Source organism: Mycobacterium sp. DL592 (assembly GCF_011694515.1).
In the GTDB taxonomy this organism is placed as follows: Bacteria; Actinomycetota; Actinomycetes; order Mycobacteriales; family Mycobacteriaceae; genus Mycobacterium.
In genome coordinates, this window is record NZ_CP050192.1 from 1047652 (window position 1) to 1074559 (window position 26908).

At 67.1% G+C, this 26908-nt stretch carries 33 protein-coding genes; 14 read left to right on the forward strand and 19 right to left on the reverse strand.

Going from position 1 to position 26908, the window contains the following annotated elements; all coding sequences use genetic code 11:
- Window positions 1–2 precede the first annotated feature (2 nt).
- On the forward strand, window positions 3–800 hold the full coding sequence (locus tag HBE64_RS05115) for a dienelactone hydrolase family protein (RefSeq protein ID WP_167098554.1): 798 nt from the start codon (window positions 3–5) through the stop codon (window positions 798–800).
- A 10-nt stretch (window positions 801–810) separates the two neighbouring features.
- Here the strand turns inward: HBE64_RS05115 and HBE64_RS05120 are convergent, their stop codons facing one another.
- Together HBE64_RS05120 and HBE64_RS05125 are read right to left on the reverse strand one after the other, a co-directional pair.
- Complete coding sequence (locus tag HBE64_RS05120) at window positions 811–1254, reverse strand: pyridoxamine 5'-phosphate oxidase family protein (protein WP_167098557.1); 444 nt, start codon at window positions 1252–1254, stop codon at window positions 811–813.
- Between the two features lie 35 nt (window positions 1255–1289).
- Entirely contained in the window at window positions 1290–2930 is a 1641-nt protein-coding gene (locus HBE64_RS05125; protein ID WP_167098560.1) for a diguanylate cyclase domain-containing protein, read from the reverse strand.
- Between the two features lie 128 nt (window positions 2931–3058).
- On the opposite strand from HBE64_RS05125, the gene HBE64_RS05130 reads away from it, so the two are divergent.
- The 4 genes from HBE64_RS05130 to HBE64_RS05145 all read left to right on the forward strand — a co-directional run bounded on the left by HBE64_RS05130 (window position 3059) and on the right by HBE64_RS05145 (window position 7197).
- Entirely contained in the window at window positions 3059–4498 is a 1440-nt protein-coding gene (locus tag HBE64_RS05130; protein WP_167098563.1) for an HNH endonuclease signature motif containing protein, read from the forward strand.
- 91 nt (window positions 4499–4589) lie between these two features.
- Entirely contained in the window at window positions 4590–5582 is a 993-nt protein-coding gene (locus HBE64_RS05135) for a methionine ABC transporter ATP-binding protein (RefSeq protein ID WP_167098566.1), read from the forward strand.
- On the forward strand, window positions 5579–6298 hold the full coding sequence (locus HBE64_RS05140) for a methionine ABC transporter permease (RefSeq protein WP_167098569.1): 720 nt from the start codon (window positions 5579–5581) through the stop codon (window positions 6296–6298). Before HBE64_RS05135 ends, HBE64_RS05140 begins: the two co-directional genes overlap by 4 nt.
- Window positions 6295–7197 carry a MetQ/NlpA family ABC transporter substrate-binding protein gene (locus tag HBE64_RS05145; RefSeq protein ID WP_167098572.1) on the forward strand — a complete coding sequence of 301 codons (903 nt, stop codon included), beginning with the start codon at window positions 6295–6297 and terminating at the stop codon, window positions 7195–7197. The genes HBE64_RS05140 and HBE64_RS05145 overlap by 4 nt, the downstream gene beginning before the upstream one ends.
- Here HBE64_RS05145 and HBE64_RS05150 read toward each other — a convergent pair.
- The 10 genes from HBE64_RS05150 to HBE64_RS05195 all read right to left on the reverse strand — a co-directional run bounded on the left by HBE64_RS05150 (window position 7194) and on the right by HBE64_RS05195 (window position 15893).
- The gene (locus HBE64_RS05150) at window positions 7194–8030 is read right to left on the reverse strand and encodes a hypothetical protein (protein ID WP_167098575.1); all 837 of its coding nucleotides are present in this window, start codon (window positions 8028–8030) and stop codon (window positions 7194–7196) included. The genes HBE64_RS05145 and HBE64_RS05150 overlap by 4 nt on opposite strands.
- 110 nt (window positions 8031–8140) lie before the next feature.
- Window positions 8141–9277: an AI-2E family transporter gene (locus HBE64_RS05155; protein WP_167098578.1), complete on the reverse strand. Its 1137-nt coding sequence runs from the start codon at window positions 9275–9277 to the stop codon at window positions 8141–8143.
- A 26-nt stretch (window positions 9278–9303) separates the two neighbouring features.
- Window positions 9304–10080 carry an SDR family NAD(P)-dependent oxidoreductase gene (locus HBE64_RS05160; protein ID WP_167098581.1) on the reverse strand — a complete coding sequence of 259 codons (777 nt, stop codon included), beginning with the start codon at window positions 10078–10080 and terminating at the stop codon, window positions 9304–9306.
- Window positions 10077–11138: an NAD(P)-dependent oxidoreductase gene (locus HBE64_RS05165; RefSeq protein ID WP_167098585.1), complete on the reverse strand. Its 1062-nt coding sequence runs from the start codon at window positions 11136–11138 to the stop codon at window positions 10077–10079. The genes HBE64_RS05160 and HBE64_RS05165 overlap by 4 nt, the downstream gene beginning before the upstream one ends.
- Before the next feature lie 51 nt (window positions 11139–11189).
- Window positions 11190–11714: a hypothetical protein gene (locus HBE64_RS05170; RefSeq protein WP_167098588.1), complete on the reverse strand. Its 525-nt coding sequence runs from the start codon at window positions 11712–11714 to the stop codon at window positions 11190–11192.
- 2 nt (window positions 11715–11716) lie between these two features.
- Window positions 11717–12577, reverse strand: coding sequence for a lysophospholipid acyltransferase family protein (locus tag HBE64_RS05175; protein ID WP_167098591.1), 861 nt, complete (start codon window positions 12575–12577; stop codon window positions 11717–11719).
- Between the two features lie 153 nt (window positions 12578–12730).
- Window positions 12731–13828: an NAD-dependent epimerase/dehydratase family protein gene (locus tag HBE64_RS05180; RefSeq protein ID WP_167098594.1), complete on the reverse strand. Its 1098-nt coding sequence runs from the start codon at window positions 13826–13828 to the stop codon at window positions 12731–12733.
- 51 nt (window positions 13829–13879) lie between these two features.
- On the reverse strand, window positions 13880–14104 hold the full coding sequence (locus tag HBE64_RS05185; RefSeq protein ID WP_167098597.1) for an exodeoxyribonuclease VII small subunit: 225 nt from the start codon (window positions 14102–14104) through the stop codon (window positions 13880–13882).
- A complete protein-coding gene (gene xseA, locus HBE64_RS05190; protein ID WP_167098600.1) occupies window positions 14101–15327 on the reverse strand; it encodes an exodeoxyribonuclease VII large subunit in 1227 nt (408 codons plus the stop codon). Before xseA ends, HBE64_RS05185 begins: the two co-directional genes overlap by 4 nt.
- The gene (locus HBE64_RS05195) at window positions 15324–15893 is read right to left on the reverse strand and encodes a lipid droplet-associated protein (protein WP_167098602.1); all 570 of its coding nucleotides are present in this window, start codon (window positions 15891–15893) and stop codon (window positions 15324–15326) included. The genes xseA and HBE64_RS05195 overlap by 4 nt, the downstream gene beginning before the upstream one ends.
- 53 nt (window positions 15894–15946) lie before the next feature.
- Here HBE64_RS05195 and HBE64_RS05200 point away from each other — a divergent pair, with 53 nt between their 5' ends.
- Entirely contained in the window at window positions 15947–16984 is a 1038-nt protein-coding gene (locus HBE64_RS05200; protein WP_167098605.1) for a 4-hydroxy-3-methylbut-2-enyl diphosphate reductase, read from the forward strand.
- Window positions 16985–16988: 4 nt separating this feature from the next.
- Here HBE64_RS05200 and HBE64_RS05205 read toward each other — a convergent pair whose 3' ends face one another.
- Window positions 16989–17951 (reverse strand): DUF6542 domain-containing protein, encoded by a 963-nt coding sequence (locus tag HBE64_RS05205; RefSeq protein ID WP_167098608.1) that lies wholly within the window; start codon window positions 17949–17951, stop codon window positions 16989–16991.
- Window positions 17952–18132: 181 nt separating this feature from the next.
- Between HBE64_RS05205 and ychF the strand changes: the two genes are divergently transcribed.
- Together ychF and HBE64_RS05215 are read left to right on the forward strand one after the other, a co-directional pair.
- Window positions 18133–19206 carry a redox-regulated ATPase YchF gene (gene ychF / locus HBE64_RS05210; protein ID WP_167098610.1) on the forward strand — a complete coding sequence of 358 codons (1074 nt, stop codon included), beginning with the start codon at window positions 18133–18135 and terminating at the stop codon, window positions 19204–19206.
- Window positions 19199–19564 carry a zinc ribbon domain-containing protein YjdM gene (locus tag HBE64_RS05215; protein ID WP_167098612.1) on the forward strand — a complete coding sequence of 122 codons (366 nt, stop codon included), beginning with the start codon at window positions 19199–19201 and terminating at the stop codon, window positions 19562–19564. The genes ychF and HBE64_RS05215 overlap by 8 nt, the downstream gene beginning before the upstream one ends.
- A gap of 42 nt (window positions 19565–19606) precedes the next feature.
- Here the strand turns inward: HBE64_RS05215 and arr are convergent, their stop codons facing one another.
- Both arr and HBE64_RS05225 read right to left on the reverse strand, forming a co-directional pair.
- On the reverse strand, window positions 19607–20035 hold the full coding sequence (gene arr / locus HBE64_RS05220; protein ID WP_243841504.1) for an NAD(+)--rifampin ADP-ribosyltransferase: 429 nt from the start codon (window positions 20033–20035) through the stop codon (window positions 19607–19609).
- A gap of 109 nt (window positions 20036–20144) precedes the next feature.
- Entirely contained in the window at window positions 20145–20564 is a 420-nt protein-coding gene (locus tag HBE64_RS05225) for a helix-turn-helix domain-containing protein (RefSeq protein ID WP_167098617.1), read from the reverse strand.
- A gap of 128 nt (window positions 20565–20692) precedes the next feature.
- Here HBE64_RS05225 and HBE64_RS05230 point away from each other — a divergent pair, with 128 nt between their 5' ends.
- The gene (locus HBE64_RS05230; protein WP_167098620.1) at window positions 20693–21082 is read left to right on the forward strand and encodes a PPOX class F420-dependent oxidoreductase; all 390 of its coding nucleotides are present in this window, start codon (window positions 20693–20695) and stop codon (window positions 21080–21082) included.
- On the forward strand, window positions 21079–21447 hold the full coding sequence (locus tag HBE64_RS05235; protein ID WP_167098623.1) for a YciI family protein: 369 nt from the start codon (window positions 21079–21081) through the stop codon (window positions 21445–21447). The genes HBE64_RS05230 and HBE64_RS05235 overlap by 4 nt, the downstream gene beginning before the upstream one ends.
- A gap of 5 nt (window positions 21448–21452) precedes the next feature.
- Here the strand turns inward: HBE64_RS05235 and HBE64_RS05240 are convergent, their stop codons facing one another.
- Entirely contained in the window at window positions 21453–21890 is a 438-nt protein-coding gene (locus HBE64_RS05240; RefSeq protein WP_167098626.1) for a hypothetical protein, read from the reverse strand.
- A 114-nt stretch (window positions 21891–22004) separates the two neighbouring features.
- On the opposite strand from HBE64_RS05240, the gene HBE64_RS05245 reads away from it, so the two are divergent.
- Entirely contained in the window at window positions 22005–23240 is a 1236-nt protein-coding gene (locus HBE64_RS05245) for a serine hydrolase (RefSeq protein WP_167098629.1), read from the forward strand.
- Here HBE64_RS05245 and HBE64_RS05250 read toward each other — a convergent pair.
- Entirely contained in the window at window positions 23237–24331 is a 1095-nt protein-coding gene (locus HBE64_RS05250; protein ID WP_167098632.1) for a diguanylate cyclase, read from the reverse strand. The genes HBE64_RS05245 and HBE64_RS05250 overlap by 4 nt on opposite strands.
- 151 nt (window positions 24332–24482) lie before the next feature.
- On the opposite strand from HBE64_RS05250, the gene HBE64_RS05255 reads away from it, so the two are divergent.
- Both HBE64_RS05255 and HBE64_RS05260 read left to right on the forward strand, forming a co-directional pair.
- Window positions 24483–24620 carry a hypothetical protein gene (locus HBE64_RS05255; RefSeq protein ID WP_167098635.1) on the forward strand — a complete coding sequence of 46 codons (138 nt, stop codon included), beginning with the start codon at window positions 24483–24485 and terminating at the stop codon, window positions 24618–24620.
- An 87-nt stretch (window positions 24621–24707) separates the two neighbouring features.
- Window positions 24708–25211: a DUF1942 domain-containing protein gene (locus tag HBE64_RS05260; RefSeq protein WP_167098638.1), complete on the forward strand. Its 504-nt coding sequence runs from the start codon at window positions 24708–24710 to the stop codon at window positions 25209–25211.
- Here the strand turns inward: HBE64_RS05260 and HBE64_RS05265 are convergent, their stop codons facing one another.
- Window positions 25212–25907, reverse strand: a complete 696-nt coding sequence (locus tag HBE64_RS05265) for a guanylate cyclase (RefSeq protein ID WP_167098641.1) — start codon at window positions 25905–25907, stop codon at window positions 25212–25214.
- 23 nt (window positions 25908–25930) lie between these two features.
- On the opposite strand from HBE64_RS05265, the gene HBE64_RS05270 reads away from it, so the two are divergent.
- Window positions 25931–26110, forward strand: coding sequence for a hypothetical protein (locus tag HBE64_RS05270; RefSeq protein WP_167098644.1), 180 nt, complete (start codon window positions 25931–25933; stop codon window positions 26108–26110).
- On the opposite strand, the gene HBE64_RS05275 is transcribed toward HBE64_RS05270, so the two are convergent.
- Window positions 26107–26895 (reverse strand): adenylate/guanylate cyclase domain-containing protein, encoded by a 789-nt coding sequence (locus HBE64_RS05275; protein WP_167098647.1) that lies wholly within the window; start codon window positions 26893–26895, stop codon window positions 26107–26109. The two genes, HBE64_RS05270 and HBE64_RS05275, sit on opposite strands and share 4 nt — an antisense overlap.
- Window positions 26896–26908: the final 13 nt, after the last annotated feature.

Genomic DNA, 26908 nt, shown 5'->3' on the forward strand with positions numbered 1-26908 from the left:
CAATGCCCGGACCCGAAGCAGATCTGACCGGATGGGCCTGCGAGCCGTTCAGTGCCGCCGGTTTCACCCACGATGTGTACCGCAAGGGCGAGGGGCCCGGTGTGGTGCTCATCCCGGAGATGCCGGGCGCGCACCCGGGTGTGCTCGCGCTCGGAAATTATCTGGTGGACAACGGTTTCACGGTGGCCATCCCGTCCCTGTACGGGACCCCGGGTGCGCCGGGGATCCGTCCGGGGATGGTGCCGGTGCTTGTGCGCGGGTGCGTGACTAAGGAATTCGCGGCGTTCGCGACGAACAAGGACCGCCCGGTCTCGCATTACCTGCGGGCGCTGGCGCGCGACCTCAAGGAGAAGACCGGCAGCAAGGGCGTCGGCGTCATCGGGCAGTGCTTCTCGGGTGGTTTCGCCCTGGCCGCAGCCGTCGACGACAGCGTGCTGGCACCGGTGCTCAGCCAGCCGTCGGTGCCGATCCCGTTGACCGCCAAGCAGAAGCGCGACCCCGGACTGTCCGAGGCCGAGCTCAAGGTCATCGAGAAGCGCGCGGCCGAGGACGGCCTGTGCGCGCTGGGCTTGCGGTTCAGCGGTGATCCGATGGCGCCCGCGGAACGGTTCCAGACGCTCAAAGCCCGCCTCGGCGACGCGTTCGAGGTCATCGAGATCGACTCGTCGCCGGGTAATGCCGGCGGCTTCGGGCGGATGGCGCACTCGGTGCTGACACTGGAGGTCCGCGAGGAGGAGGGCCAGCAGGCCTACGAGGCCCGCAAGCGGGTTGTCGAGTTCCTCAAGGAACGCCTGACCTGATTCGCAGCGCTTACTCGCGCTCGATCACTGTGAGTCCCGTCGCCGGAGTCCACCATTCGACGACCAGCAGCGTCGCGGCCGCGTTCAGGTGAGTCAGCACGACCTCGTTGATCTCGGTGTGGAAGAGGTCGCCATCGGGTCCTTCGGTGAGAACGGCCAGCCCGGATATCTTGGCCTCGCCCGGCCAGTCGGCCTCGGCGCCGGGTACCGGGTCGACCGTGGCACTGTGCAGGGCGAACCGTGGATCGCGACGCAGATCAGCGCCCTTGCGGGCCTTCGGCATCGACCCGAAGGTCAGCACGCCATCGGTGAAGGTCGCTTCGATGCCGGAGATTCGCGGCGATCCGTCCGCCCGCAGGGTGGCGATCGTCTTGTGGGTGTGAGCGTCGAACAGGGCCTGCACGCGGCGGGCGAACTCGGGCACTGCCGTGTGGACATCGAGCCAGGTCGTCATGAATCAAGCATGCCTGGGCCCGGGCGGCCTGGTCGTCAGATCCGGACCACGCTGTTGCGGCGGGCTTGTTTGGCCTGATACATCGCGGCGTCGGCGCGGGCCGTCACCGCGCTGGCCGACTCGCCGGGGGCCGACACCGTCGCCCCGATGCTGAGCGTCGCACTGACGGTCTCACCGTTGATCTCGATGGGTTCTGCTGCGCGGCAACGGATGTTCTCGGCGATCTGGGCGGTCTCGTCGAGGCTGTGCACCCCGGGTAGCAGGACCACTATCTCGTCGCCGCCCATCCGGCCCACAGTGTCCCCGATGCGGACGCTCTCACTGATCCGCGCCGCGAGGGTGGACAGCACCACATCGCCTGCGGCATGGCCCAGGGTGTCGTTGATGGTCTTGAAGTGGTCGACGTCGCAGAACAGGATCCCCAATTGCGAACCGGGGGAACGGGGTTGGTCGAGTGTGGACTCCAGTCGGCCGATCACCTCGGCCCGGTTGGGCAACCCGGTCAGGATGTCGAATCGGGCCAGCCGGTCGAGTCGCCGTTCGGCCTCGACCTTATCGTCGACGATCCGCAACGCCGCGATCATACCGTCGGTGTTGCCGTCTTCGTCGAGATAGGGTTTGGCGTTGCCGTCGACCCAGTGGTAGCCGCCGCCGGCGGTGCGGACCCGGAACCGTGCCGAACCGATTGCGTCCGTGCGCATTTCACCGACAGCCGTGGTCACGGCGGGCAGGTCCTCCGGATCGATGCGGTCGGTCAGGTCCGAGCCGGTCCACTGCGCGGGCGGGTCGCCGAAGGCGGCTTGTACCGACGGTGACACCCAGGTGACCTGTCCGCCGTGCAGGTGGAAGACGACGTCGACGGCGTTGTCGGCCAGGATGTGGTAGCGCCGTTCGGCGTTGGCGCGCTCGATCAGAAGGTGCTGCTCGCGCTGGCTGAAGTAGAACGCGACCACACCCACGATGGTGGTGGAGATCGTCGTCGCCAGGATCCACGCCGCTTCGGAGCCCAACCCCAGCTCCAGGAAGGGCAGCCGGGCCAGGCTCACCACCAGGGGAAGCCCGGCCAGCACGCCGATCAGCCGCAGCAGCGCCCACCGGTCGCGCCGGGCCAGCAGCCAGGCGCTCGGGTTGCGGTCCGGGCGGGCCAGCACGGTGGCGGCAACGAGCAGCAGCACGCCGATTGCCGTCGTGATGCCCTGGCCGGTGGACTCCGTCATGCGGACCGCCGAGATCAGCCGGAACAGATGGCCCATCACGGTGGCGACCGGTGCGGCCATCGCGGCCAGAAGGAATGTCCCCCAGGGCAATCCGGTCCGGCGGCGGTCCAGGCGCATGACGACGACGGCAACCGACAGGTACAGCATTGACGCCGCGGTTCGCGGGGTCGGGCCGAAGGGGTGACCGGCCAGGTGCTCGACCAGCACGACGGCGGCGCTGGCACCGATCGCCACGGCCAGTGCCCTGCCGAACCACACCCGTTGTCGCGAGGGCCGCCCGGTCTGCAGGAGTACCGCCGCCGCCAGCCCGGCCAGCCACGCCGGGGTGAAGGACTTGAGTTCGTCGATGTGGCTGACCCAGCCCGACAGGTCGAGCAGTGCGGCCACCAGAACGGCGGCAGCAGCGACGCGCGCCCACCGGTTCAGCCGGTCCTCTGCCGTTCGAACGGCCCTGTCCATCGGCTACTCCCTCGAACTGGCGCGTCACCGGCAGTGCGAACCTAGCAACGTCTGGTGCGTTGGTGCGCGTTATCGCGCCCGGGGTCTCGCGACCGAAACTTGTCGTGGCCGCGGGTATAGTCGAACGTATGTTCGATAGTGCGTATCACGAGTACTGGAAGCCGCCGGTGTCGGCGGCTTCTGAGGGGTTGATTGCGCGGGTGTTGGGGGCGTCGCGGGCGGAGAACAGGGCCGCGGCGGCGCGGCTGCGGGCGGTCTGTGAGCTCTTCGAGATGCGCCGCGATCAGCGGGGTGAGCGTGCGGACTGGGCCGTGGACACCTGGGCGGCGGTAGGGGCGGAGATCGCGGCAGCGCTGCGGGTGAGCCTTGCCAAGGCGGGCAGTCTGATGAATTACGGGCTGGCGATGCTGCGGTTGCCGGCGGTGGCGGCGGTCTTCGAGGCCGGCGATATCGATTGGGGCGTGTTCGCGGCGATCGTGTTCCGCACCGAATTGATCACCGATGAGGCGGCCATGGCGGCGGTAGATGCGGCGCTGGCGGCCCGGGTGGGGCGCTGGCCGTCGATGACGCGGGGCCGGATGAACGCGGAGATCGACCGGGTGGTGGCACGCCATGACCGTGATGCGCTGCGCCGGGGGCGCGAGCGCGCCGAGGAACGCCATGTGTCGGTGTGGGACAAGGGCAATGGCACCGCGGAGGTGGACGGGTTGCTGGTCGCCACCGATGCCGCCGCGTTGGACAAGCGACTGGCGGCATTGGCGGGCACGGTGTGCGAGAACGATCCGCGCACCGTCGAGCAACGTCGCGCCGATGCGTTGGGGGCGCTGGCGGTGGGCATGGATCGGCTGGCCTGCCGGTGCGGCAGTGCCGACTGCCCGGCCGGGGAGCGGCCGGCCAACCACGGTGTCGTCATCCATGTCGTCGCGCAGGAGGCGACGGTGGCGGGCCAGTCAGAGGTACCGGGGTATCTGATGGGCACCAACGCGGTGATCTCGGCGGAGTTGGTGGCCGAGTTGGCGGCCCAGGCGCGGCAGCGGCCGCTGGCCGACTTCACCGCCAGCGCCGCCGAAGCCGGGTACCGGCCCTCGCAGGGGCTGGCTGATTTTGTGCGGGCCCGCGATCTGACGTGTCGGGCACCGGGCTGTGATCGCCCCGCGATCGATTGCGATCTGGACCATACGATCCCATATCCGTTAGGCCCGACGCACGCTGGCAATCTGAAATGTCTGTGCCGAGTGCACCATCTGCTCAAAACGTTCTGGGGCTGGCGCGATGAACAGCTCCCGGACGGCACGGTGATCTGGCGGCTGGCCGGCGGCGCCACCTACATCACCACACCCGGCAGCGCCCTGTTGTTTCCGACCCTGTGCGCGCCGACCCCGCCGCGGCACCATCGGGGCCACCCAACCCCGCGCGAACCCGGCGGCGAACGTACCGTGATGATGCCCCGCCGCAGCCGCACCCGCCTCCAGAACCGGGCACACGTCATCGCCACCGAGCGCAATCGCAACGCTGTGATCTACGACTCACAAACGTCGGCTCATGACGGTGATCCACCGCCCTTTTAATGACGCCGGCGAAAGTCTTTGTCGCACAATCGACTCATACTGAGCCTAAGGGTGACGGGTAGTAGCTGCTATACGGCACTGTTGCCACCCTATGATCGAACTTACCGAGCTGACCAAGGTCTACGGTCATGGCAGCCAGCGCGCCGTCGTATTGGACCGCATCAGTTTTCGCGTGGCAGCTGGGGAGATCCTCGCCATCGTCGGGCCCAGTGGGGCGGGCAAAAGCACGCTGGCTGAATGTATCAACCTGCTCACCGCACCGACCTCGGGTTCGGTGGTCGTCAACGGTGAGGACCTGACCACGCTGTCGGCGAGCAAGCTGCGCGTCGCGCGCCGCCGCATCGGCACCATCTTCCAGTCGGCCGGCCTGTTGGAACGGCGCACCGCGGCCGAAAACGTCGCGCTCCCATTGGAATACCTCGGTGTCACGGCAGAAGAGTCACGTAAGCGGGTCGCCGAACTGCTCGACCGGGTGGGATTGTCGTCGCGCGCCAACCACTACCCCTTCCAACTGTCCGGCGGCCAGAAACAGCGTGTGGGCATCGCCCGGGCACTGGCGCTGCGCCCCTCGGTGCTGCTGTCCGACGAGGCCACCGCGGGCCTGGACCCCATCACCACCGCCTCGGTGGTCCAACTGCTGCGTGAACTGCGCGACGACCTCGACCTGTCCATCGTGTTCATCACCCACGAAATGGACACGGTCGTCGAGATCGCCGACTCCGTCGCCCGCCTCGATCACGGCACCATCGTCGAATCCGGGCGCCTGGTGGACCTTCTCACCGATCCGCAATCAGAACTCGGCGCCGCGCTGCGGCCACAGGGTCAGGCCCGCAACGCCGATGCCGGCCAAGAGGTTTGGCGAGTCGTCTACGCATTCGACGTACCTGCCGACTGGATCGCGCGTGCCTCCGCAGAACTCGGCGCGCCGATCTCGGTACTCGGCGCCTTCGTGCAACAGGTACACGGCGTCACCGTCGGATCAGCCACCCTCGGCATTCCGGCCGACCTGTCCGGCCGCGCCGCTGACGTGCTGGCCCGCTACGGCCTTGCCACCGGTGAGCAGTCGCTTCGGGGCGCGGCGTGACCGACACCCTGCTCGCCAACGCCAAAGTCCCCGTCAACGAACTGCCCGGCCTGCTGATCCCCGCTCTGCTCGACACCCTGATCATGGTCGGCATCGTCATGACCATCGTGGTTGCCGTCGGGGTACCTCTTGGGGCGCTGATCCACAACCTGGCTCCCGGCGGACTCTTCGAAAATCCGTTGCTGCATACGATTTTGAGCTGGATCATCAGCATCGGCCGGTCACTGCCCTTCCTGATCCTGATGGCCGCGATTATGCCGTTCACCCGCTTCATCACCGGAACCAACATCGGCATCGCGGCCGCGGTGGTCCCGATGTCGCTGGCCGGCATCGCGTTCTTCACCCGCATCGTCGAGAACGCGCTGCGGTCAGTTCCGCCGTCGGTGGTGAAGGTCGCCCGGGCATCGGGAGCCTCGCGCCTGCAGATCATCCGCACCGCCCAGCTCAACGAGGCGATCCCCGCCATCCTCGGTGGCCTCACGATCAACATCATCGCGATGATCGAATACTCCGCGATCGCGGGAACCATCGGCGCGGGTGGAATCGGTTACGTCGCAGTGACGTACGGCTATCAGCGCTTCGACCAGGGTGTCATGCTCGCCACCATCATCATTCTCGTCGCCACAGTCGCAGCCGTTCAGTTCATCGGTGACGTCCTCGTCCGCTTCACCACCCCACACGCGCGTATCCGCTCGAAAGGAACAGTCACCGCATGACCGCCACCGGAGTCGACGTCGAAACTCCCGACAGCCACGGGTTCGAGATCAAGAAGCGACGCCAATGGGTGTGGATCGCCGCCGGACTGGTCGTTGTCGTCGTCGCCGTCGTCGCGGGCAGGTTGCTCTTCTTCGGAGACACAAAGTCCGCCAACGAGATTCCCGGTGCCACCCTGGTGGTGGCAACCAATGAGGGCAACGCCGCCGAGCAGGCGCTCATCGAGTACATCAGCCGTGAGGTCGCCCCGAAGCACGGCATCAAGGTGGCCTTCCGCGGCCTGTCCGACAGCAACACCATCAACCGTGCGGTCAGTGACGGCGAAGTCGCCGGCACCATCTATCAGCACAAGCTGTGGCTCGGCCAGGTGCTCGAGGCCAACCCGGACTTCCGGGAAGAGGCCGCCACCCCGGTGTTCCGGTGGGGCTTCGGAATCTGGTCGGACAAGTACACCGACGTCTCGCAGCTGCCTGACGGCGCCAACGTGTCGCTGTACTCCGATCCCGCCAACGAGGCCCAGGGGCTGTGGCTGCTGGAACGCGCGGGCCTGATCACGCTGAACCCCACGGTCGACAAGTGGACCGCCACCCGCAAGGACATCGTCGGCAACCCGAAGAACCTGAAGTTCACGCTGCTCGACTTCGCGGCGCAGTCCCGCTCGCTGCCCGATCTGGACGCCGCCGTCGGCTACACCGAGTACTACCTGGCGGCCAAGATCCCGCTCGACAAGCAGATCTTCGCCCCGCCCGCGCCCGACGAGTTCGCCGGGCAGCTCACCATCGGCAGCAAGTGGGCCGACACCGACAACATCAAGAAGCTGGTCGAGACGTTCAAGGACCCGGCGGTTCAGCAGTTCCTGGCCACCGACCCGAGCGTCAAGGGCATCCTTTTGCCGCTCTAGGCGGCGGGCCGCTTGGAACCGCCGTGCGTGATGGCGGCGTGCGCCGTCGCCGCGGCTGCGGCCTTGTGCGCTGAGGGCGCGGCGGCTGCCGCTGCACGGGCTGCGTGCGGCACCGGGATGGTGAGGGCTTCGCGTGCCGAATGGCCGGTCGGTTTGGCCGCCTCCGGCGCGGCCACCGCGAGCGACGCCTCGGCAGCGGCCGCCGGCTTCACCGCGGACGCCGCCGGGTTGAACGCGCTGGTGATGTAGTTGAAAACACCGCCGGGCCCGGTGGCACCGCCGTAGCCGTTGAACCAGGCATCCGCCAGGAGGCCCCCGCCCACCTGCACCGGTCCGAGGTAGAACTTCGGGATGATGCCCGTCAGGCCCAGCACGAAGTTCTTGACCAAGTTTGTCAGGGACAGATTGGTCGTCAGCTGGCTGATGATGTAGGCCCCGACACCGGCATTGCCGGTAGGTGACCCGTTGTAGCCGAAGTAGTAGGCGTTGGCGAGCCGGCCGCCGCCGATCGCCACCGGCCCGAGCATGAGCGTCGGAAGCTTGGCGGTGAAGGCCAGTACGCTCGCCTGATTGGCGTCCAGATAGTTGTTCCCCATTTGTCCCAGCCCGCCCAGGATTTCGCCGAACCCGGCGAACAGTCCGGCCCAGTCGCCGTAGCCGACTTCGCGGGACGCCTGCGAATCGGCAAGCAGCTCATAGCTACTCGTCACCGTCGGTGTCGCGAGTGCGATGCTGTGGTGAGTATCGGCGACCGTGGGTGTAGCCATCGTCAGGGTGACCGCGGTGGCCAGACAGGCCGCTGACAACGCGAATGGTCGCGAATGAGTCGTCATGGATCCCCCCGATCTCCGTGTCAGACGCCCCCGCGCCTGAACTCATGACGATTCGTACGATCCTCCCGTCGGGGCTGTCTGTCCAGAAAACAGGAAAGAAAGTCAAGGACCTAAGTCCCGGAAATCGGTCGGTTTTTCGCCCGCCGAAACAGCTTGCGGCGCTTCTCCGGCGGCTCGTTCGTCGTCATCTCCACGCCCTTGAAGACCGCCAGATACACCGAGATCGTCGTGACGATGATGATCATCAGTACCGGGCCGAGCACGATGCCCCAGAACCCGAACATCGCTATACCGGAGAACACCGCCAGCAGCATCAATGCCGGGTCCAGGCGGGCCTCCCGCGGTACCAGGATCGGGCGCAGGAAGTTGTCGATGTTGGTGATGGCCAGGATGTGGAACAACACCACGAACAGGCCGCCGACGATATTGCCGAACAACATCATTCCGATGCCGAACGGGATGGTGACGATGCCGCTGCCCAGTGGGATGACCGACAACGCGGTCAGGAAGATCGCGAAGATGAAGAACCCGTTGTGGAAGCCGGCGATGTAGATCGAGGCCGCACCGAGCACACCCTGAACCGAGGCGATGATGAACTGTCCCTTGACCGTTCCCTTGACCATCGCGCCCATCTTGGCCAGGTACAGGTCGGTGGCTTCTTCGCCGAGCGGGTTGAGCCTGCGGATCAGGGTGATGAGCTCACGTTGGTTGGTCAGCAGCGAGATCAGCACGTACAGAAAGATGATCGCCGAGGTGATCACGCCGATCACCCCACCGGCTGCACCGCTGAGGGAATGCAGCAGCCACTGCCCGAGGTTCTGCGAGACCTTGATCATGGTGTCGCGGAGCGACTCTGCGCTGACGGTGAAGTGGCCGAACGGCAGCTTGCCCAGCAGGTTGTTGACGGCGTCGAGTGCTCGGGCGCCCAGGGTGGACAGGTCGGCCGTCTCGACCCATTCGGCGACGTGCACCACCATGTGCGAAACCTGCAGCACCGCAAGCGTTATCAGCGCACCGACCGGAACGATGACAGTGGCCAGGGCCGCCAGCACCGTCATCGTGGCCGACAGTCCGGTGCTGAAGCGTTGCCGGCAGCGGTTGTACAGCGGGGTGAACAGGTAGGCGACGATCGCCGCGATCACCATAAGGATGAAGTAGTGCCGCAGAAAGTAGGCGCCGAAGAGCAGCGCCACCACGGTGACGACCGCCAGCGCGCGCTTCTGCGTGAGCGTGAATTCTGTGTTCACCGAAGTGAACACTAGCCGCCGACGGGCTAGGAGTTCATCAGGCGCTGCAAGTGCGCGTTGATGTCCGGGTACCGCTTCAGGTGCGCCCCGCCGTTGAGGTCGAGGATCTCACCGGTCATCCACGCCGACTGCGGCGAGCACAGGAACGCCACTGCCTCGGCGATGTCCTCTGGTGTGCCGGGCCGCCCCAGTGCGGTGTTCTCGACGTACTCCTCGACCACGCCGGGGACCGCGGCGGCACCCTCGGTAAGCGGGGTGTGCACGAAACCGGGGGCGACGGCGTTGACCCGGATACCGCGCGGCCCGAGTTCGAGCGCGGCCACCTGGGTGAGCATGGACAACCCGGCCTTCGCCGAGCAGTAGGCGCTCATCCCGATCGCCGGCTGGCGGGCGTTCAGCGAGGTCAGCGACACCAGTGTGCCGCCGTCGCCGAGGTGTTTGCCGGCGTGCTTGATTACCAGGAAGGCGCCGTTGAGACAGACGTCGATGACCGACCGGAAGTCGGCGGCGTCCAGTTCGGTGATGACTCCGAATCCGCTGAACCCGGCGCAGTTGACCACCACGTGCAGTCCGCCTTCACGTGCCACCACGTCGTCGAACAGGGTCGCCACCGAGGCCTCGTCGGTGACCTCCACCGCCGCCCAGGTGTGCGGCTCGCCGAGTTCGGCGGCCCGCTGCGCCGCCAGCTCGGTGTTGCGGTCGGCGATCGTCACGTGGGCGCCCTCGCCGGCGAGCTTGTTGGCCGTCGCCCAGCCGATCCCGGACGCTCCGCCGATGATGACCGCTACCCGTTGTGCACTCATGCTTTGTCCGCCTCGAATCGACCCCACTTGTTTTTCACGGTCCCCCACGGATCGGCGTAGACGCCGGGCTTTCGGTGATACGGCGACTGGCGTTTGAGGTACTCGTGGGCCAGTGGCGCGGCCAGCCGGAACAGCGGCCGCTTCCAGCCGGTCTTGTCGGCGGTCTCCTTGAGGATGTCCGGCCACGAGTGGTGCTGGAAGCCGAGCAGCTCCTGGGATCTGCTGGAGTCCATCCAGTCGGTGGCGAACCAGCCGTCGTCGTCGTCCGGATTTCCCTTGCGGCCCTTGGCGGTTGCCCCCACCAGGCCCATCGCCGCGGTGATGGCCGCCGACACCTCGCCTTGAACCAGGCGGTGGGTGTCGTCACCACCGATGAGCAGGGTCTGCCCGGTGGCGTCGGCGGTGGTGGCTGCGGCGAAGGCGTGCGCGACGTCGCGGACGTCGACGGTCTGCAGCCGTCCGTCGATGGGCAGCAGCCCTTCGAAATACAACATGTCCGGGCTCATCCCGAGGTCGAACTCGGTGGTCATGACGCCACCCAGACGCAGGATCACCCAGTCCAGCGCCGAGCCGCGCACCAGTTGCTCGGCCTCCACCTTGTGGCCGCCGTAGATGTCGAACGGCCGGACCGGGGTGTCGGCGGTAAGCACTTCGCTGATGTGGTGCGGGTTGCGCGGGCCGTAGACGGCGATTGACGACGCCTGCACGAATCGCGGCGGTTTGGGCTCGGCGGCAGCGGCGTTGACCAGAGTGCCGGTCGCCTCGACGTTGACCCTGCGGGCCAGCGCGGGGTTGCTGTAGCAGACCGGCGGGATCACCGCGGCGAGGTGGATCACCGACGCCGGTGCCACACTGCTCATCAGCGTGCCGACCGCTTTCGGGTCGGTCAGGTCGGCCCAGCGCACGGTGACGCCGGTGGGCAGGGCCGCGGCCGCCTTGCGGTTGGCCGGGGTGTCGAGGTCGGTGGCTACCACGTGGCGGGCGGCGGCGGCCAGGTGCTTGACCGTGGCGCTTCCGACCAGCCCGAAAGCACCGGTGACCAGCACAGCGTCGGACATCGAACTCCCCTCACCTGGAACGTGTTCTAGTGGACCGTACCCGCACGGCTCCTACGGAGTGGAGCGCAGGTGCACGCTGAGCAACCAGGCCAGGATTGGCGCCTCGAATTCGACGTCCCCGGACCACAGCTGCCTGCGGATGCGGGCGGGCCGGACGTCGTCGATCTGCCAGCGCCGGCCGATCAGGTCCGGCAGTGCGCCGGGTGCGGGGGAGAGCGCGTCGGTGCGTACCGGTTCCGGTTCGAACTCGACGGCGAACCGGGCGATGCCCTGGCTGGAGGCCGGCAACTGGGTGCCCAGGGTCGCGGCCCACTGGCTGCCGTATCCGAGGAACTGGCTGATCTCGGCGATCGCGAGAGTGACGGAGTGGGTGGCCCCGCGGCGGGCTCGGCGGCAGGCGAATTCCACTGCCGCCGGGGATATTTCGAGTGCGATGATGGCGCAGTCGTCGGCGACCCGGACGACCAGGACGGTGGCCTCGGGGCGCCCGACATCGAGCATCTCACCGAAGAACCGGCCGGGTTCGGTGAGCGCGAGCACCTCGTCGTCAGACGCCAGCGTCCTGTTCGCGGTCATGGTCACGCCCTCGCGGCGATCTCGGGCATGACCGCTGAGCGCCAGGCTGCCGGGTTGAGGTTGCGGTAGGGGTCGCGGCGGCGAATGTCCTGCAGGTCGCGCAGATCGGCTTCCAGCTGCGACTGGACGCGCTCTTTGACCTGCTGGGTCCAGTCGTCGGCGCTGACACCGGCCGGCGCGACGGTGTCGATCGGGGCACTGAATCGCAGGTACAGCCGCTGCGGGCGGGGGACCAGCGTCGGCCCGATGCCGCGGACGAGGGGCATCGCCATGTCGTCGCGGCCGCTGAGTCTTTTGCCGAGCCAGCCACTGGCCTTGCCCCACAAGCTGTCTCGTTCGATGAGGGCGGTGTAGACGTCGTCGCCGCCGACGAGGGCGGTGGTCACGATCGGGTACCCGTGTTTGATCGCGACGCGGGCGAACCCGGCCCGGTTCTCCCACCGCAGCTTGTATTCCTCGCCCTTGAACTTGGAGATCTCCCGGCCGCCGCCGGGGAAGACCAGGATCGGTTCGTTGGCTTCCATCAGCGCCGAGGCCGTCTCGGGTGAGCCGACGACGCCGCCGAAGGCGTCCATCATGTGCCGCTGAGGGCCGCCGATCTTGCCGAACTGGCGGTCGGCGAGCGGGCGAACCCGCGTGCCGACTGCCTTGCGCACGAAGTAGGGGATGAACACGATCTCGAAGGCGGACATCGCGGTGTGGTTGCCGACCAGCAGGACACGACCGTCGGCCGGCAGGGTGTCCAGGCCCTCGACGTACGGTCGGTACAGGTCCACCAGTGGCTGTGCGTTGTCGGCGCCGGTTTTCAGCACGAGTCGCCACGCTGCTCTCTGCAATTCGTCCCCGCGCGACACCGCGACCACCTCTCTGGTTCGTTGCGGCCTGATAGCCGCCGCCTACATTGACTGTACTGACCATTTTGGTCGTTTGGTCAGTAGGTGCACCAGATCACATCATCGCCTCATCGAGACACGGCAGAGCACCGGCAAAGCCGTTCTGCTGCCGTGGGCTGAAGACTAGGCGTTGACGGGCAGCTTGCCGGCGTTCTTCATCTGGTCGAACAGCTCGGTGTAGTACGGCAGGCAATGCTGCAGCGCCTGCTCGGTGGTGTACAGCGGTCGGTAGCCCAGATCGCGGCGGGCCTTCTCGATGCTGAAGTAATTGTCGAGGTAAATCCGTTCCACCGCAAGGGGTTCCAGCGGAGGCTGGGGCAGGCCGAACTTGAAGTGCAGCCACTGCCATCCGGTCATGACCGCGTGCACGAAACGTCCGGAGATCCGGAAGGTCGGGTAGCGCTCGCCGCAGGCTTCCACGACCGGGCGGGAGAACTCGAACATGTTGATCGGCTCGCCGTCATTGACGAAGTACGCCTGCCCGGGCGCGCTGCCGCCGGGCACCAAATGCTCTGCGGCCAGGATGAAGCCGTGCACCAGGTTGTGGATGTAGGAGTTGTCGAGCTTGACGTCCTTGCCGCCGACCAGCACCTTGACGTGGCCGGCCAGCACCCGCTGGAACAGCATCCGGAACATGGTCTGATCACCGCGGCCCCAGATGCCGCTGGGCCGGATCGAACAGGTCAGTAGCCCGTCGACCCCGTTGGCGCCGAGCACGAACTTCTCTGCCGTCACCTTGGTCTCGGTGTAGAGGTCGTTGAACCGCGTTGTGTAGGGCAGGTTTTCGTCACCGTTGGCGATGCGCTGGCCGCCCATCACCACACTGTTGGAGGCGGTGTAGACGAAGCGCTGGACGCCCGCGGCCTGCGCGGCGTGCACGAGGTTCTTGGTGCCGCCCACGTTGACGTCGAAACTGCGCTTGCGGTACTCCTCGGTGACCGAGCCGCCGCCCATCAGGTCGATGATCGCCGCGGTGTGAAAGATCGTGTCCACTCCGGCAACCGCCGCCGCGACGGTCTCGGTGTCGCAGATGTCGCCTTGGAGAATCTCGAGCCGCTCGTGCGGCTCCAGCGCGGACGGCGCCCGGTCGAATGCCCGGACGTGATGGCCCCGGTCAAGTAGCTCGCGGACCAGGTTGGCTCCGACGAATCCGGCACCGCCGGTCACCAGAACGCGGCCCAGCTCGGTTGTCAGCGTGGCATCACCCATGCCGGGGAGCATAACTGAAACACGTTCTAGTTAGCCAGCGCCCCAGGTCAGGGCAGCCCGCGATCAGCCGTCGGTGACCTCTTTTGACCCCAGCGCATCCTCGATGCGCTGACGTGCCCCGGCTAAGTGCTCTTCACAGCGTCGTGCCAGCTGTTCACCGCGTTCCCACAGCTTCAGCGACGCATCGAGATCCAGCCCGCCCTGCTCGAGCGTCCTGACCACCTCGATGAGCTCATCGCGGCACTCCTCGTAGCCGAGCGCACTAATGGGCTTCGTTTCAGAACTCATGCGGCTCCATCCGTCGGGCCGGTACTGGTGGCGCCCACCGCGCCGTCGGAAACCCGGATACGCAGCCGTGTTCCGGCCGGCGCGTCGGCCGTCGTGCGCAGGATGGCACCCGATGCGTCCTGCACGAGGGCGTAGCCACGCGCCAGCGTCGCCGCCGGCCCCAGCGTCGCCAGCCGCGCGCTCAGGTGGCCGACCCGGTCGGACTCGGCGGCCACCAGGCGGTTGATGTCACGGCGCACCGCCGCGCGGGCCCGGTCGATCTCCTCGCCACGCTGGGTCAGCCCGCGCAGCGGGTCGGCCAGCACCGGCCGGCTGCGCAGCTGCGCCACCGTGCGCTGTTCGCGGCCCACCCAGCTGCGCAGCGCCTGTGCGCTGCGCTGCCGCAGCTCGCGGACCAGGGCAGATTCCGCCACCGCGTCGGGCACCACCCGCTTGGCGGCATCGGTCGGGGTGGCCGCGCGCAGGTCGGCGACCAGGTCGCACAGTGGGTTGTCTGGCTCGTGGCCGATCGCGCTGACCACCGGGGTGGTGCAGGCGGCGATGGCCCGGCACAGGGTTTCGTCGGAGAACGGCAGCAGCTCTTCGACGCCGCCGCCACCGCGGGCGATCACGATGACGTCGACGTCGGGGTGCGCATCGAGTTCCCGCAGCGCTTCCACGATCTGGGCCACCGCATTGGTGCCCTGCACCGCGGTGTTGCGGATCTCGAAGCGCACCGCCGGCCAGCGCGCGGCGGCCACGGTGGTGACGTCGTGTTCGGCGGCGCTGGCGCGCCCGGTGATCAGCCCGATGGTCGACGGCAGGAACGGCAGCGGGCGCTTGAGCCGCGGGTCGAACAACCCCTCGGCCTCCAGCAGGCGCCGCAGCCGCTCGATCCGCGCCAGCAGCTCGCCGACGCCGACCGCGCGAATTGCGCTGACCCGCAATGAGAACGAGCCGCGAACGGTGTAGAAGCTGGGTCTGCCGAGCACGACGACCTGGGTGCCTTCGGTGAGCTTCACCGGCGCACTGGCCACCAGATCGCGCGGGCAGGTGACATCGAGCGACATGTTGGCCGCCGGATCGCGCAGCACCATGTAGGCCGTCGAGCTGCGCACGTTGATCTGGGTCAGTTGGCCCTCGACCCACACGGTGCCGAGCTTGTCGATCCAGGCCGCGACCCGGGTGGCGACAGCGCGAACCGGAAACGGGTTCTCCGCTGAGCTGCCCTGATCGCTGGTCACTTGGCTGTCGCGCGGGTGATCCTGTTGGCCAGCAGCGTCTGGAACGGCGCACGGGACTTGGAGGCTTCCTCGTAGGCCAGCAGCGCCTCGAGGTCGGCCACCGACAGCGACTGCAGCCGCGCGCGCAGCTGGGCCAGCGTCAGCGATTCGTAGTCGAGCTCCGTGGCGATCGCCGGGGCCTCGGCGGCTTTCTTCTTGGCGGTGGTTTTGGTGACCGATTCCTGACTCTTGGCCTCGACCCCGTCGGCCACCGAGTACAGCGCGAATCGGCCCTCGGTGAGGCGTTCGCCGTCCACCGGCGCCCCGTCGTCGTCGGCCGGGAGATCCTCGTCGAACGTCGCCCACTCGGGCTGCTCATCCTTGGGCGGGAAGATGCTCTCGAGTGCAGAGTCACCCTTGATTACCAGGTCAGCCACGTCTTGCTGCACCTTCATCACCAGCTGCGCGACGGTGCTCACCATCGTCATCGGGTACATCAGGATGGTCTGGGGCAGCTTGCGGGTCTCCTCGATGGCGGTCACGGCCGCCCCTACCAGCAGACGGACCCCGTACGGTGCTGTTGCCATGTGCGACAGCCTACGGCTGGCCCGTGCGGCGCGCGGGAACGTACCCTGAAACCATGCCGCCAACAGTCAACATGGGGATTCCTGGTGCTTCGAGCACGGCTGGAGGCCGCGCGTTCGGAGGGCAGGAGCGAAGCGACTCGGGAAACGGCGGAGCTAAGCGGGTGCTGCTGGCCGAGCCGCGCGGTTACTGCGCCGGCGTGGACCGCGCGGTGGAAACCGTGGAGCGGGCCCTGGAGAAGCACGGCGCACCGGTCTACGTGCGCCACGAGATCGTCCACAACAAGCACGTGGTGGAGACGCTGGCCAAGGCCGGCGCCATCTTCGTCGACGACAACGACGAGGTGCCCGAGGGGTCGATCGTGGTGTTCTCCGCCCACGGCGTCGCCCCGACAGTCCACGAAACCGCCGCCGCTCGCAATCTGCAGGTCATCGATGCCACCTGCCCGCTGGTCACCAAGGTGCACAACGAGGCCAAACGCTTCGCCCGTGACGACTACGACATCCTGCTCATCGGCCACGAAGGCCACGAAGAGGTCGTCGGCACCGCCGGGGAGGCGCCCGACCACGTGCAGGTCGTCGACAACCCGGACGCGGTCGACAACGTCACTGTGCGCGACCCGAACAAGGTGATCTGGCTGTCCCAGACCACGCTGAGCGTCGACGAGACGATGGAGACGGTGTCTCGGCTGCGGGAGAAGTTCCCCACGCTGCAGGACCCGCCCAGCGACGACATCTGCTACGCCACCCAGAACCGCCAGGGTGCGGTCAAGGCGATGGCCCCCGAGTGTGATCTGGTGATCGTTGTCGGCTCGCGGAACTCGTCGAACTCGGTGCGGCTGGTCGAGGTCGCCCTGGGCGCCGGGGCCTCGGCGTCATATCTGGTGGACTACGCCGAGGACATCGACCCGGCCTGGCTCGAGGGCGTCACCACCGTGGGCGTCACGTCCGGTGCGTCGGTACCCGAGGTGCTGGTGCGCGGCGTGCTGGAGCGGCTGGCCGAATTCGGTTACGGCACAGTGCAATCAGTGACGACCGCCAACGAGACGCTGGTGTTCGCGCTGCCGCGGGAGATCCGCCCGGCCCGGTCCTGACCGGCTAGCGGTCGTCGCCGGTATCCCGGTAGCGCACCCGAGAGACCGGATGGTGCGAGCTGTCCCCGGTGGGAACCCCCGGTGCCGGACGCCGCCGCGGCGGCTCATACGGCGGGTACGGCTCGTAGGGGCGGTACGGCTCATACGGCGGGTAGGGCTCATGGCGGCCCTCGCGGCGCGGCGGGGCGCTGTACGGGTCGCGGCGCTCACGAGGTTCCCGGGGCTCACGGGGTTCACGGGGTTCCCTGCGGCGCGGCGGCGGCATGTGCGGGTCGACGTCGCGCGGCGGACGGGGCCGGCGCCGTGGCGCCTCGGCCGCGGGGTCGAGGTCGGCGGGACGCCGCCGGGTGCTCTGGCGGCGAGGCCGCTCCTGCGGCACCTCGGTGATGTCCTCCAGCGGGGGACGGGCATGTCGTGAGCGGGTCGGGGCGGGCCGTTGGGTGGTCCGGCCCGATCGAGGCCGCCGCTCGGCGGCTGCCGGCCGGTCGATGCTGTGCTTGCGCGCGGGCTTGTCCTCGGTGGCCTCCGGCGCCGAGGCCCCGAACAAGGAGCTGACCTTGGTCGCCAGGCCCGCGAACCTGCTGGGCGTCGCGGCGACGTCGCCGGCGGGGGCGGCGGCAACGGCCGATTTGCCTGCCATCCCGAAGTACCAGCGGGCCATCCCGATCAGCAGCACACCGGCCGAGGTGAACAGCATCAGCGGGAACCGTTCGATCAGCGGATAGCCGCAGTTGATCAGGGTGTCCTTCAGGCTGGTGAAGGAGGCGCCGTGGAACAGGAAGTAGGCGCCGGGCACCGCGACGAACAGCAGCAGCGGCGGCTGGATGACGGCGGTGAAGATGCCGGACTGCCGCACCGCGAGCACCGCGGCCACACAGCCCAGCGCGTACAGGGCCGCGAACATGCCGCTGAGTTCCTTGTTGCCGGAACCGGCGTCGATCGCGAACCCAATTGTGGTGGCGGTCACAGCAATAAGAACAGCTGCCCACCACGGCACACCGGGCAGATTCGGGTGGGCGGAGCGATTTTCGGCCGCCACTGACGACCGGGTCCGCTGTGCTGACACACGTAGACCGTACCGGTTTGAGGTGAATGTGGGCCGTCGGCGGCGCCGGGTTGCGTCGTACCTCTCGTAGACTGTGCTCTCTGTGAGCCTCAGCCTGGGAATCGTCGGTCTGCCCAACGTCGGTAAATCGACCCTCTTCAATGCGTTGACCCGCAACAACGTGCTGGCGGCGAACTACCCGTTTGCCACGATCGAGCCGAACGAGGGCGTCGTCCCGCTGCCGGACCCGAGGCTGGACAAGCTCGCCGAGATCTTCGGCTCCGAGCGGATCCTGCCGGCGCCGGTGACGTTCGTCGACATCGCCGGAATCGTGAAGGGGGCCTCCGAAGGTGCGGGGCTGGGGAACAAGTTCCTGGCCAACATCCGTGAGTGCGACGCCATCTGTCAGGTGGTGCGGGTGTTCGCAGACGACGACGTGGTGCACGTCGACGGCAAGGTGGACCCGAAGTCCGATATCGAGGTCATCGAGACCGAGCTGATCCTGGCCGACCTGCAGACGCTGGAGAAGGCGGTGCCGCGGCTGGAGAAGGAAGCCCGCAACAACAAGGACCGCAAGGCGGTGCACGAGGCGGCGGTGGCAGCCCAGGAGCTGCTCAACGGCGGGACGACGTTGTTCGCCAGCGGCAAGGACTGGTCGCTGCTGCGCGAGCTGAACCTGATGACGATCAAGCCGTTCCTGTATGTGTTCAACGCCGACGAGGCGGTGCTCACCGACGAGGCCCGGATCGCCGAGCTGCGCGCGCTGGTGGCTCCGGCCGACGCGGTGTTCCTGGATGCCAAGATCGAGGCCGAGCTCCAGGAGCTCGACGACGAGTCCGCGGCCGAGCTGCTGGAGTCGATCGGGCAGACCGAGCGCGGCCTCGATGCGTTGGCGCGGGCCGGTTTTCACACCCTGAACCTGCAGACCTATCTGACGGCCGGGCCCAAAGAGGCGCGCGCGTGGACGATTCACCGTGGTGACACCGCACCGAAGGCGGCCGGGGTGATCCACACCGACTTCGAGAAGGGCTTCATCAAGGCCGAGATCGTGTCGTTCACCGATCTCGTCGACGCCGGCTCGATGGCCGCGGCCAAGGCTGCGGGCAAGGTGCGGATGGAAGGCAAGGACTACGTCATGGCCGACGGCGACGTGGTCGAGTTCCGGTTCAATGTCTGACGTTCTGCCGCCGTGTCCGGCGTGTGCCAGTGAGTTCACCTACGAGCAGGGGGCACTCCTGGTGTGCCCGATGTGTGCGCACGAGTGGTCGGCTGATGAGGTGTCCGATGTCGATTCGGCGCACGCCGGTGCCGCGATCAAGGACTCGGTGGGCAACGTCCTCGCTGACGGAGACACTGTGATCGTCGCGACGACCGTGAAGGTCAAGGGCGGCGGTGGTGGGGTCATCAAAGCCGGCACGAAGGTCCGTGGAATCCGGCTCATCTCCGATGGCGTCGGCGATCACGACATCGACGCAAATGTGCCGGGCTTCGGGCGCATACAGTTGAAGTCGAGCGTGGTGAAGAAGGTCGTCTGAGTGCAGTGACGACTGTGCGGGATATCAGGCCCACACTCGCGCTCAGTCGTAGACGACATCCAATCCGCGCCGCGCGAGGTCGGCCAGCGCCGCGCGCCTGCGCGCCAGCTCTTCCGGGGGATGGCCGATCCAGTCGGTGATCTCACCGACGACCCGTACCGGCTCCCGGGTGCGGTAGGAACGCGTGGGATTGCCCGGGAACCGCTTGTCGGTGACGTTCGGGTCGTCCTCGAGGGCACCGGTCGGCTCCACGATGTAGATCCGCCCGCGCCCTTCGCCCACGGCCAGCTCCGCACCCCAGGTGGCGGCATCCAACGTCTGCGTGACGTACACGTGGTTGGCCAGGCGCCCCTGGTCGTGGTTCATCCGTCGCCCCGCAATGAGCAGATCGCCCACCGCGAGGTCGGCTTTGGTTCCGTGCAGGTATGCGCCGGACTCATGTGGCACAAAGGGTTTCGGTCCCGTGGACACGGCATTCTCCGTCCTGTCGGATGTTCTGACACGACGAGTCTGCGACAGACCCCGGGCCTTGCCGCAAGCCCCGGGGTCTGCCATAGTCTGAAGAGGGCGGGGTCGGCAATCACGTGCGGTGGAACCGTTGCCTGTTCTGTTCGATGTGGGGTTGCGCGGCGACCGCCCAGTTCGCCACTGCCATAACGGGTTCGGTGAAGCTGACTCCCAGCGGGGTCAATTCGTACTCTGTGTGGGGTGCGGCTTCCGGGTGCACCGTACGGCGGACCAGTCCGTCCCGTTCGAGTTTGCGCAGGGTGACGGTGAGCATCCGATGCGAGATGCCGACGACGGCGCGTTGGACGGCGTTGAAGCGTAGCGACCCCGAACTGAGGCACAGGATGACCATGAGGGTCCACTTGTCGCCGAGCTGGCTGAGTATGTCTCGCACGATGCGGCAATCAGAACCTTCGCCTGCGGCCACCCGGAGGCCATCGGGGGTGTAGGTGGTGGCGCAGTTGTCGATGACCGTCACGGTGCGCGTCGTCATGGGTTACCTCCGAGTCGATCACGCACTTTGAAGTGCGTTCTTGCGGTGGACATGCGTCCAGGGAAGCATCAGCAGCGGTTACTTGAAGTGCGTACCTGTTCCTTTGTACTCCGAGCAATGGAGGTTTCGTGGCGACATTCACCGAACAGGAATTGGCCTATCTCAGGGGCCAGCCTTTGATGCGGTTTGCATCAGCCTCCGCGTCGGCCATGCCTGATGTGGTCGCAGTGGCATTTTCGGTGGACGGCGACGAGATCGTCACGGCCGGCTTCGATATCACCAAAACCGTTCGCTACCACAACATCAAGGTCAATCCCCATGCTGCGGTGGTGATCGACGACCTCGCCGCCACGGAGCCCTGGACTCCCCGAGGCATCAAGATTCGCGGTAAGGCCCGCATCGAAGAAGACACCGCCGGACAGAGATTTCGCATCACGCCCGAGGTGATCTGGAGCTGGGGCATCAACGACCCCGCCGAGGGGATTCCGAGGATGGAACGAAGGAGTGTCGCGCCATGAATGACTCAGGCAACCAATCGGGTATCACCGAGCTGTACGTGCTCATCATGACCCCGCTTCCGCTGGCATCGAATGCCGCCGCCGAGACACCGCCCGGCGAACCGACACCATTGGAAATCCACTACGCGTATGTGCACCAACTGGTCGAGCAGGGGAAGGTCTTGCTCATCGGCCCGTGCCTGGGCGAGCCGACCATCAACGGCCAGGCGCCGGTACCGCCCGGCATCGGCGTCCTGCGGGTCGCATCACGCGAGGAAGCCGAAGCGATTGCCCACAACGAGCCGTTCCACACCATGGGCTGGCGGCGCAACACCGTGATGGCGTGGACGCCAAAGTTCGGCACCCTCGTCGACCTGCTCAGGTAGAGACGTCAGTTGGGTTTCGGCGCGGTCGTTGCGCTCTCGCACGCGGCACCAAGCGCCTTCGAGGAGTTGTACACGTCATCGGCGGAACCGGCCGGGTTCTGGGCGATCGCCGTGTAGGCGACCACCAGCGCCTCGATGATGTCGGCGTCGGGTGTGGTCACCTCGGCCTTGATGTCTTCGAGCTTCTTGGCGGTGCCGGCCGGATCGGCGTCCGGGTTGTTACCCATCACGGCGTCGATCTGGGAACAGGCCGCCGCGAGCGTGCCGGCCTGGGCAGTGGCCGCCGCACTCGCGGACGTCGTTGCACTGACAGATGTCGTGGACGACGCCGACGACGCCGACGAGGTCGACGAGGACTGCGAACCGCCACAGCCGGATAGGGACAGGCTCAGCGCGGCCACGGCAATGGGTGCGATAAGCGTGGTCGTGAGCAGTCGTGGCATGGCGGGTTCCTCTCATAGGGGTGAACGGAGGCAGCATAGTTGCCCCGGGAAAGAGCTGCAGCGACGGAGGGCCTTAGGGCCCCATCCGGGTGCTCGTCGTGCGACGCTGTCACCATGCGATCGAGTCAGGAGCCGCGCAGAGGACGGGCGTGGGTCGCGCTGCTCGCCGTCGCGTTCATCGCCGGCTGCTCGCCCACGCCGGCACCGCCCGCCGTGCTGAAACCGTTGAACGCACAGGCATTTCAAGCCGCCATCGAGTCGGCGGCAAAGAAACTCCTGGTGCCCGGCGCGATGGTGCTGCTGCGCACCCCGCAGGGCACCGTCGCCGCCGCAACCGGCACCACCGAACTCGGCGCCCAGACACCTCCGACGGCGGCCACCCACTTCCGCATCGCCTCCAACACCAAGACCATGACCGCCGCGCTGATCATCCTGCTGGCCCAAGACGGCAAGCTCAATCTCACCGACCCGGTATCGGCGTATGTGCCGAACGTGCCTGGCGGACAAGACATCACCATCGCGCAGCTGCTCACCATGCGCAGCGGACTCTACGGCTACACCGAAGACCCCGCATTAGCCGATGTGATGGACGCCGAGCCGGCCAAGGCGTGGAACCCGCAGGACGCGCTCGCCATCGCATTCCGGCACCCGCCGAAGTTCGCCCCGGGCACCGCCTACGACTACAGCAACACCAACTACGCACTGCTGGGTCTGATCGCCGAAAAGGTCGGCGCGGCACCGCTCGCCGAGCAGCTGCAGTCGCGGCTGTTCACGCCCTTCGGCCTTGCCCACACGTCGCTTCCCGCCAGGGACAACACCGCGCTGCCCACGCCCTACTCCCACGGCTACATGTACGGCGGCAGCATGTATGCCCTCGCCGACGTGCCCTACCCGCCGCAGATGCAGGCCGCCGCGAGGGCAGGGGCGCTGCAACCTGTCGACTACACCCACCAGAACTCGTCGTATGCCGCCGCGGCGGGCGGGGCGATCTCCACCGCCGAGGATCTGGCCACCTGGATCAAAGCCATTGTCGCAGGCCAGGTTTTCGATGCCGACCACCACCGGCAGTGGCTGGACAGTCTGCAGCCGGAGGACCCCAACGCCCCCGACGGGCAGAAGTACGGCTACGGGATCTCCTATCAGCGGTTCGGCCCGAATGCCGCCATGTACTACCACGGCGGTGAGATGCCGGGCTTCAATTCGTTCATGGGCTACGACCCGGACCGCGATGTGACACTCGTGATCTGGACGAACCTGACGTTGTCCCTTGACGGCAGGACGACAGCCAACGCGCTGCTGCCCACTGCGCTCAACGAGATCTACGCCGGGCTGTCGCTGAGCGGTCCCTAGCCGTCGGCGTCCGTGAGGGTGCTGACTCGATTTCGCCCGTTCTGTTTGGCGTGGTAGAGCGCACGGTCGCCGGCCCTGATGAGTTCTGTCGGGGTGGCGATGCCTTCTCCCAGCGTGGCAGCGCCGATGCTGATTGTGACCGCGCGGTTCTTCCACGGGGCGCGCTGCACGATCCTCCGAAAGCGTTCCCCCAGAACGAAAGCGCCTCTCATCGTGGTCTCCGGAAGGATGACGGCGAACTCCTCCCCGCCGTAGCGGAACAGTTGGTCATTGCTGCGCAGTTCAGCTTGCAGCAGCTGTGCGACGGCGCGTAGGGTCTCGTCTCCGGCCGGGTGGCCGAACTGGTCGTTGAGATCCTTGAAGCGGTCGATGTCGATCATGAGCAAAGCCAGCGAGGTCCGGCGAGATAGCGCCCGTTGGCATTCCTCTTCCAGCTTGAGGTCGAAGCAACGACGGTTCTTGATCCCGGTGAGCACGTCGGTCACCGACTGCGTTTCGAGGTTGACCCTGACCTTCTCCATGTCCCGCTGATACTCGTGCATCAACTCCACATAGGTCTCCTGGTTCAGGATGGTCTCCTCCAGGGTCGCGATGCTGCGGCGCAGTTCGAGTTGAACCATGACTTCGCGGGAGAGGATTTCCAGCGCCTGCTGTTGTGTGTCGGTGAGTTGTCGCGGCTCGCGGTCGATTACGCACAAGGTGCCGAGTGCTTCACCAGTCGGGGTCTGCAGAGGTGCGCCGGCATAGAACCGGATGTGTGGATCCCCGGTAACTAGCGGGTTGGCAGCGAACCGCTCGTCTTGAGTCGCGTCTTCGACGACCATCGTCTGGTCAGGGGTCATGATCGCGTGGCTGCAGAAAGCCAGGGAGCGTGGTGTCTCTTCCTTGTCGAGTCCGACATTGGCCTTGAACCACTGCCGGTCTTCATCGATCAGCGAGATCATTGCGATGGGCGTGCCGCAGATCAGCGATGCCAGCGTGGCGAAATCGTTGTACGCCTGCTCGGGAAGAGTGTCGAGGATCTCGTATTCCTTCAGGACGCTCAGGCGTTGCTGCTCGTTGGCTGGAGTCGGAAACTCGGCGTCGGTCATGCTGCCCCCAATCCCATTTGCCGATGGTCGCGGACGACCAGCGTAGCCGCCCCGCACGTCGCGTCCACCGATCGGGGGACAACGGATTCAACCGCCATCCCGGCCACCCGGTGGACACCGCAACCGCCCGGCATCGGCGAATCTGAATCACATGAAGCCGAACACGATCATCACTCAGCAGGCCGCCCTGGACACCTACCGCGGCCCGGACATCTCCAGCACCTGGATCGCCCCGATCGAGCAGCTCATCACCGTGTACCGGCCGGCGGGCGAGCTCGTGAATGCCTAGACGATTCCTGCCTCTCCCATGAAAGAAACACACGCCCCTGCGGGCTCTCCCTCCCGCAGGGGTGTGTTGTGTGGCTACGATCCGTGCATGCGGGGTGCGATCGCGGTCATGGCAGTAGTTGTCCTCAGCGCCGGATGCGCCCAACCGAAGACCACCAGCGAGAGTCCGGCAGCCACTGTCGTCGACACCCCGAGCGCCACGCCCGTGCAGCAGGCGGTGCCCTTCGGCACCACCCAGACCGTCAGCTCCGAAGGCGCCACCGCGCAGTACACCGTCGCCAACCTTCGCCAGGTTCCGCCCGACGCGCAGATCATCCCGGCCAAGGGCACGATGTACGCCGTCGACGTCACCATCGCCGCGCAGACCAGCACGACCACCTACAACGGGTTCTACTTCGTCGCCAAGGCCGCCGACGGGTCGACGATCGCCCCCGCCGTAGGCGCGGTCCGGCCGGGCATCACCGATGGGCAGCTGCCCGCGGGCCAGAAGACCGACGGCCACGTCGCCTATGACGTCCCCGGCGGCAAGACCATCACCGCGATCCTGCTGCGCGACCCGCACGGCAAGCTGCTCGCCGTGTGGGCCCAGTAGTCAGCCGGGCATGACCTCGATCTCGTCGCCCAGGCGGGAGCCCTCGATCAGCGGCAGCGTGTCACCGCTCCAGAACCGGCCGGGGTCGAACCAGTTCTCGTTCTTCTCGGTGCGGATCAGCCCCATCTCCTCGTAGGTGATGGCGACGGTCTCCGCGCAGTAGGCGGTTTCCAGGCCGCTCTCACGCTTGGCGGTCTTGCGCCGCTCGGCGGATTCGCGAACCTTCTTGTGCAGGAACGGGATACCCCGCGTCCAGTCGCTGACCGTGGGGAGCTGGCCGCGAATCCAGCGGCCGGTCAGCCGGGCGGTCGACGGGAACGGCGTGCCGTCCATCCTGGCGATCACCTTGAGCAGCCGGTCTTCCTGTTCGGGGCTGGCGTGCGGGTGCAGCTGGCGCAGCCAGCAGCGCTGGCCGTAATGGAACAGCCACTGCTCGACGGCTTCCCGGGCGTCGTTGAGCTGCACGCCGCGATGGTTGGTCCCGGTCCACATGTCGGTCAGCTTCTGGCCGAGTTCGGCATGCCACATCAGCGGCGGCAGGTCGTCGATCGCCACCGTCATGCCGACATGGTTGATCGGGGCGTTGGTCAGCGTCTGGATCGCCCGGTCCGGGCCGGACCCGCCGCGAAACAGCCAGACATCCCCGGTACGGGTCTCGTTGAGCGCCTGTGTCAGCGACACGGTGTGCACGGTCACCAGCGCAGCTTAGTGTGGTCGGCATGCGCAGCATCTGGAAGTGGATCGGGCTGGCCGGTGCGGCCGGCGTGGTGGCCGGCGGTGTTCTGGTCGCGCGGGATCAACGCCGCCGCAAGGCCTACACACCCGACCAGATCCGCAGCCGCCTGCACCAGCGTCTGGCCGACGCCGAAGCCGCCCAGCAGGCCGACCAGCGCGACTAGTTCAGCACCGCGTAGAGCCGGTGGGTACCGGCGAATCCCTTCAGCTCGGCGTCGCGGCCCCCGTCGAAGTCCCGGTCGGCCACCGCCTGCCGTACCGGCTCGCTGACCAGAACTTCACCGCCGTCGGCCTGGCTCGCCACCCGCGCAGCCATCGCCACGTTGCGGCCGAACAGGTCGTCGCCGCGGCGCACCGACTTGCCCATGTGGATGCCGATGCGCACGCGAATACTGTTGTGCCGCAGCTTCTTGGCATCGCGCGCCAGGGCCTGCTGCATCGCCACGCCACAGCGCACGGCGGCCGCCGGGTCGGCGAAGGCCACCATGAATCCGTCGCCCTGGCTCTTGACCACATGTCCGTCGTTGGTCTTGACCAGCCGCCGAACCTGCCGGTCGTGGGCCTCGATGACCTTGACGAACGACCGGTCCCCGATGCGTTCGTTGAGCGCGGTGGACTCCTCGATGTCGGAGAACATGATGACGACATTGCCGTCCGGCGCCAGCCGGGCCAGGTCGGGACGCTCCACATCGGCCCAGTCGGCGAGGTCCTCGATCGAGCTGCGCACCGCGCCGCCGAAACCCTGGGTGCGCACCAGATTGGCGGTCTGCCATACCGTCTTGACCGCCTCGCGCCCGCCCGTCCACAGCAGGTTGCGGGTGTCCAACCGCGAACGCAGCTCCTCGGTCTCCTGCCTGCTGCGCTGCAGACGCGACCACAGCACGGCCAGCGCCACCGCCTCGGCGAGTGCCAGCACGGCCAGAACCGACACCGCGATCGTCCAACCCACCTCTGCGTAGCCC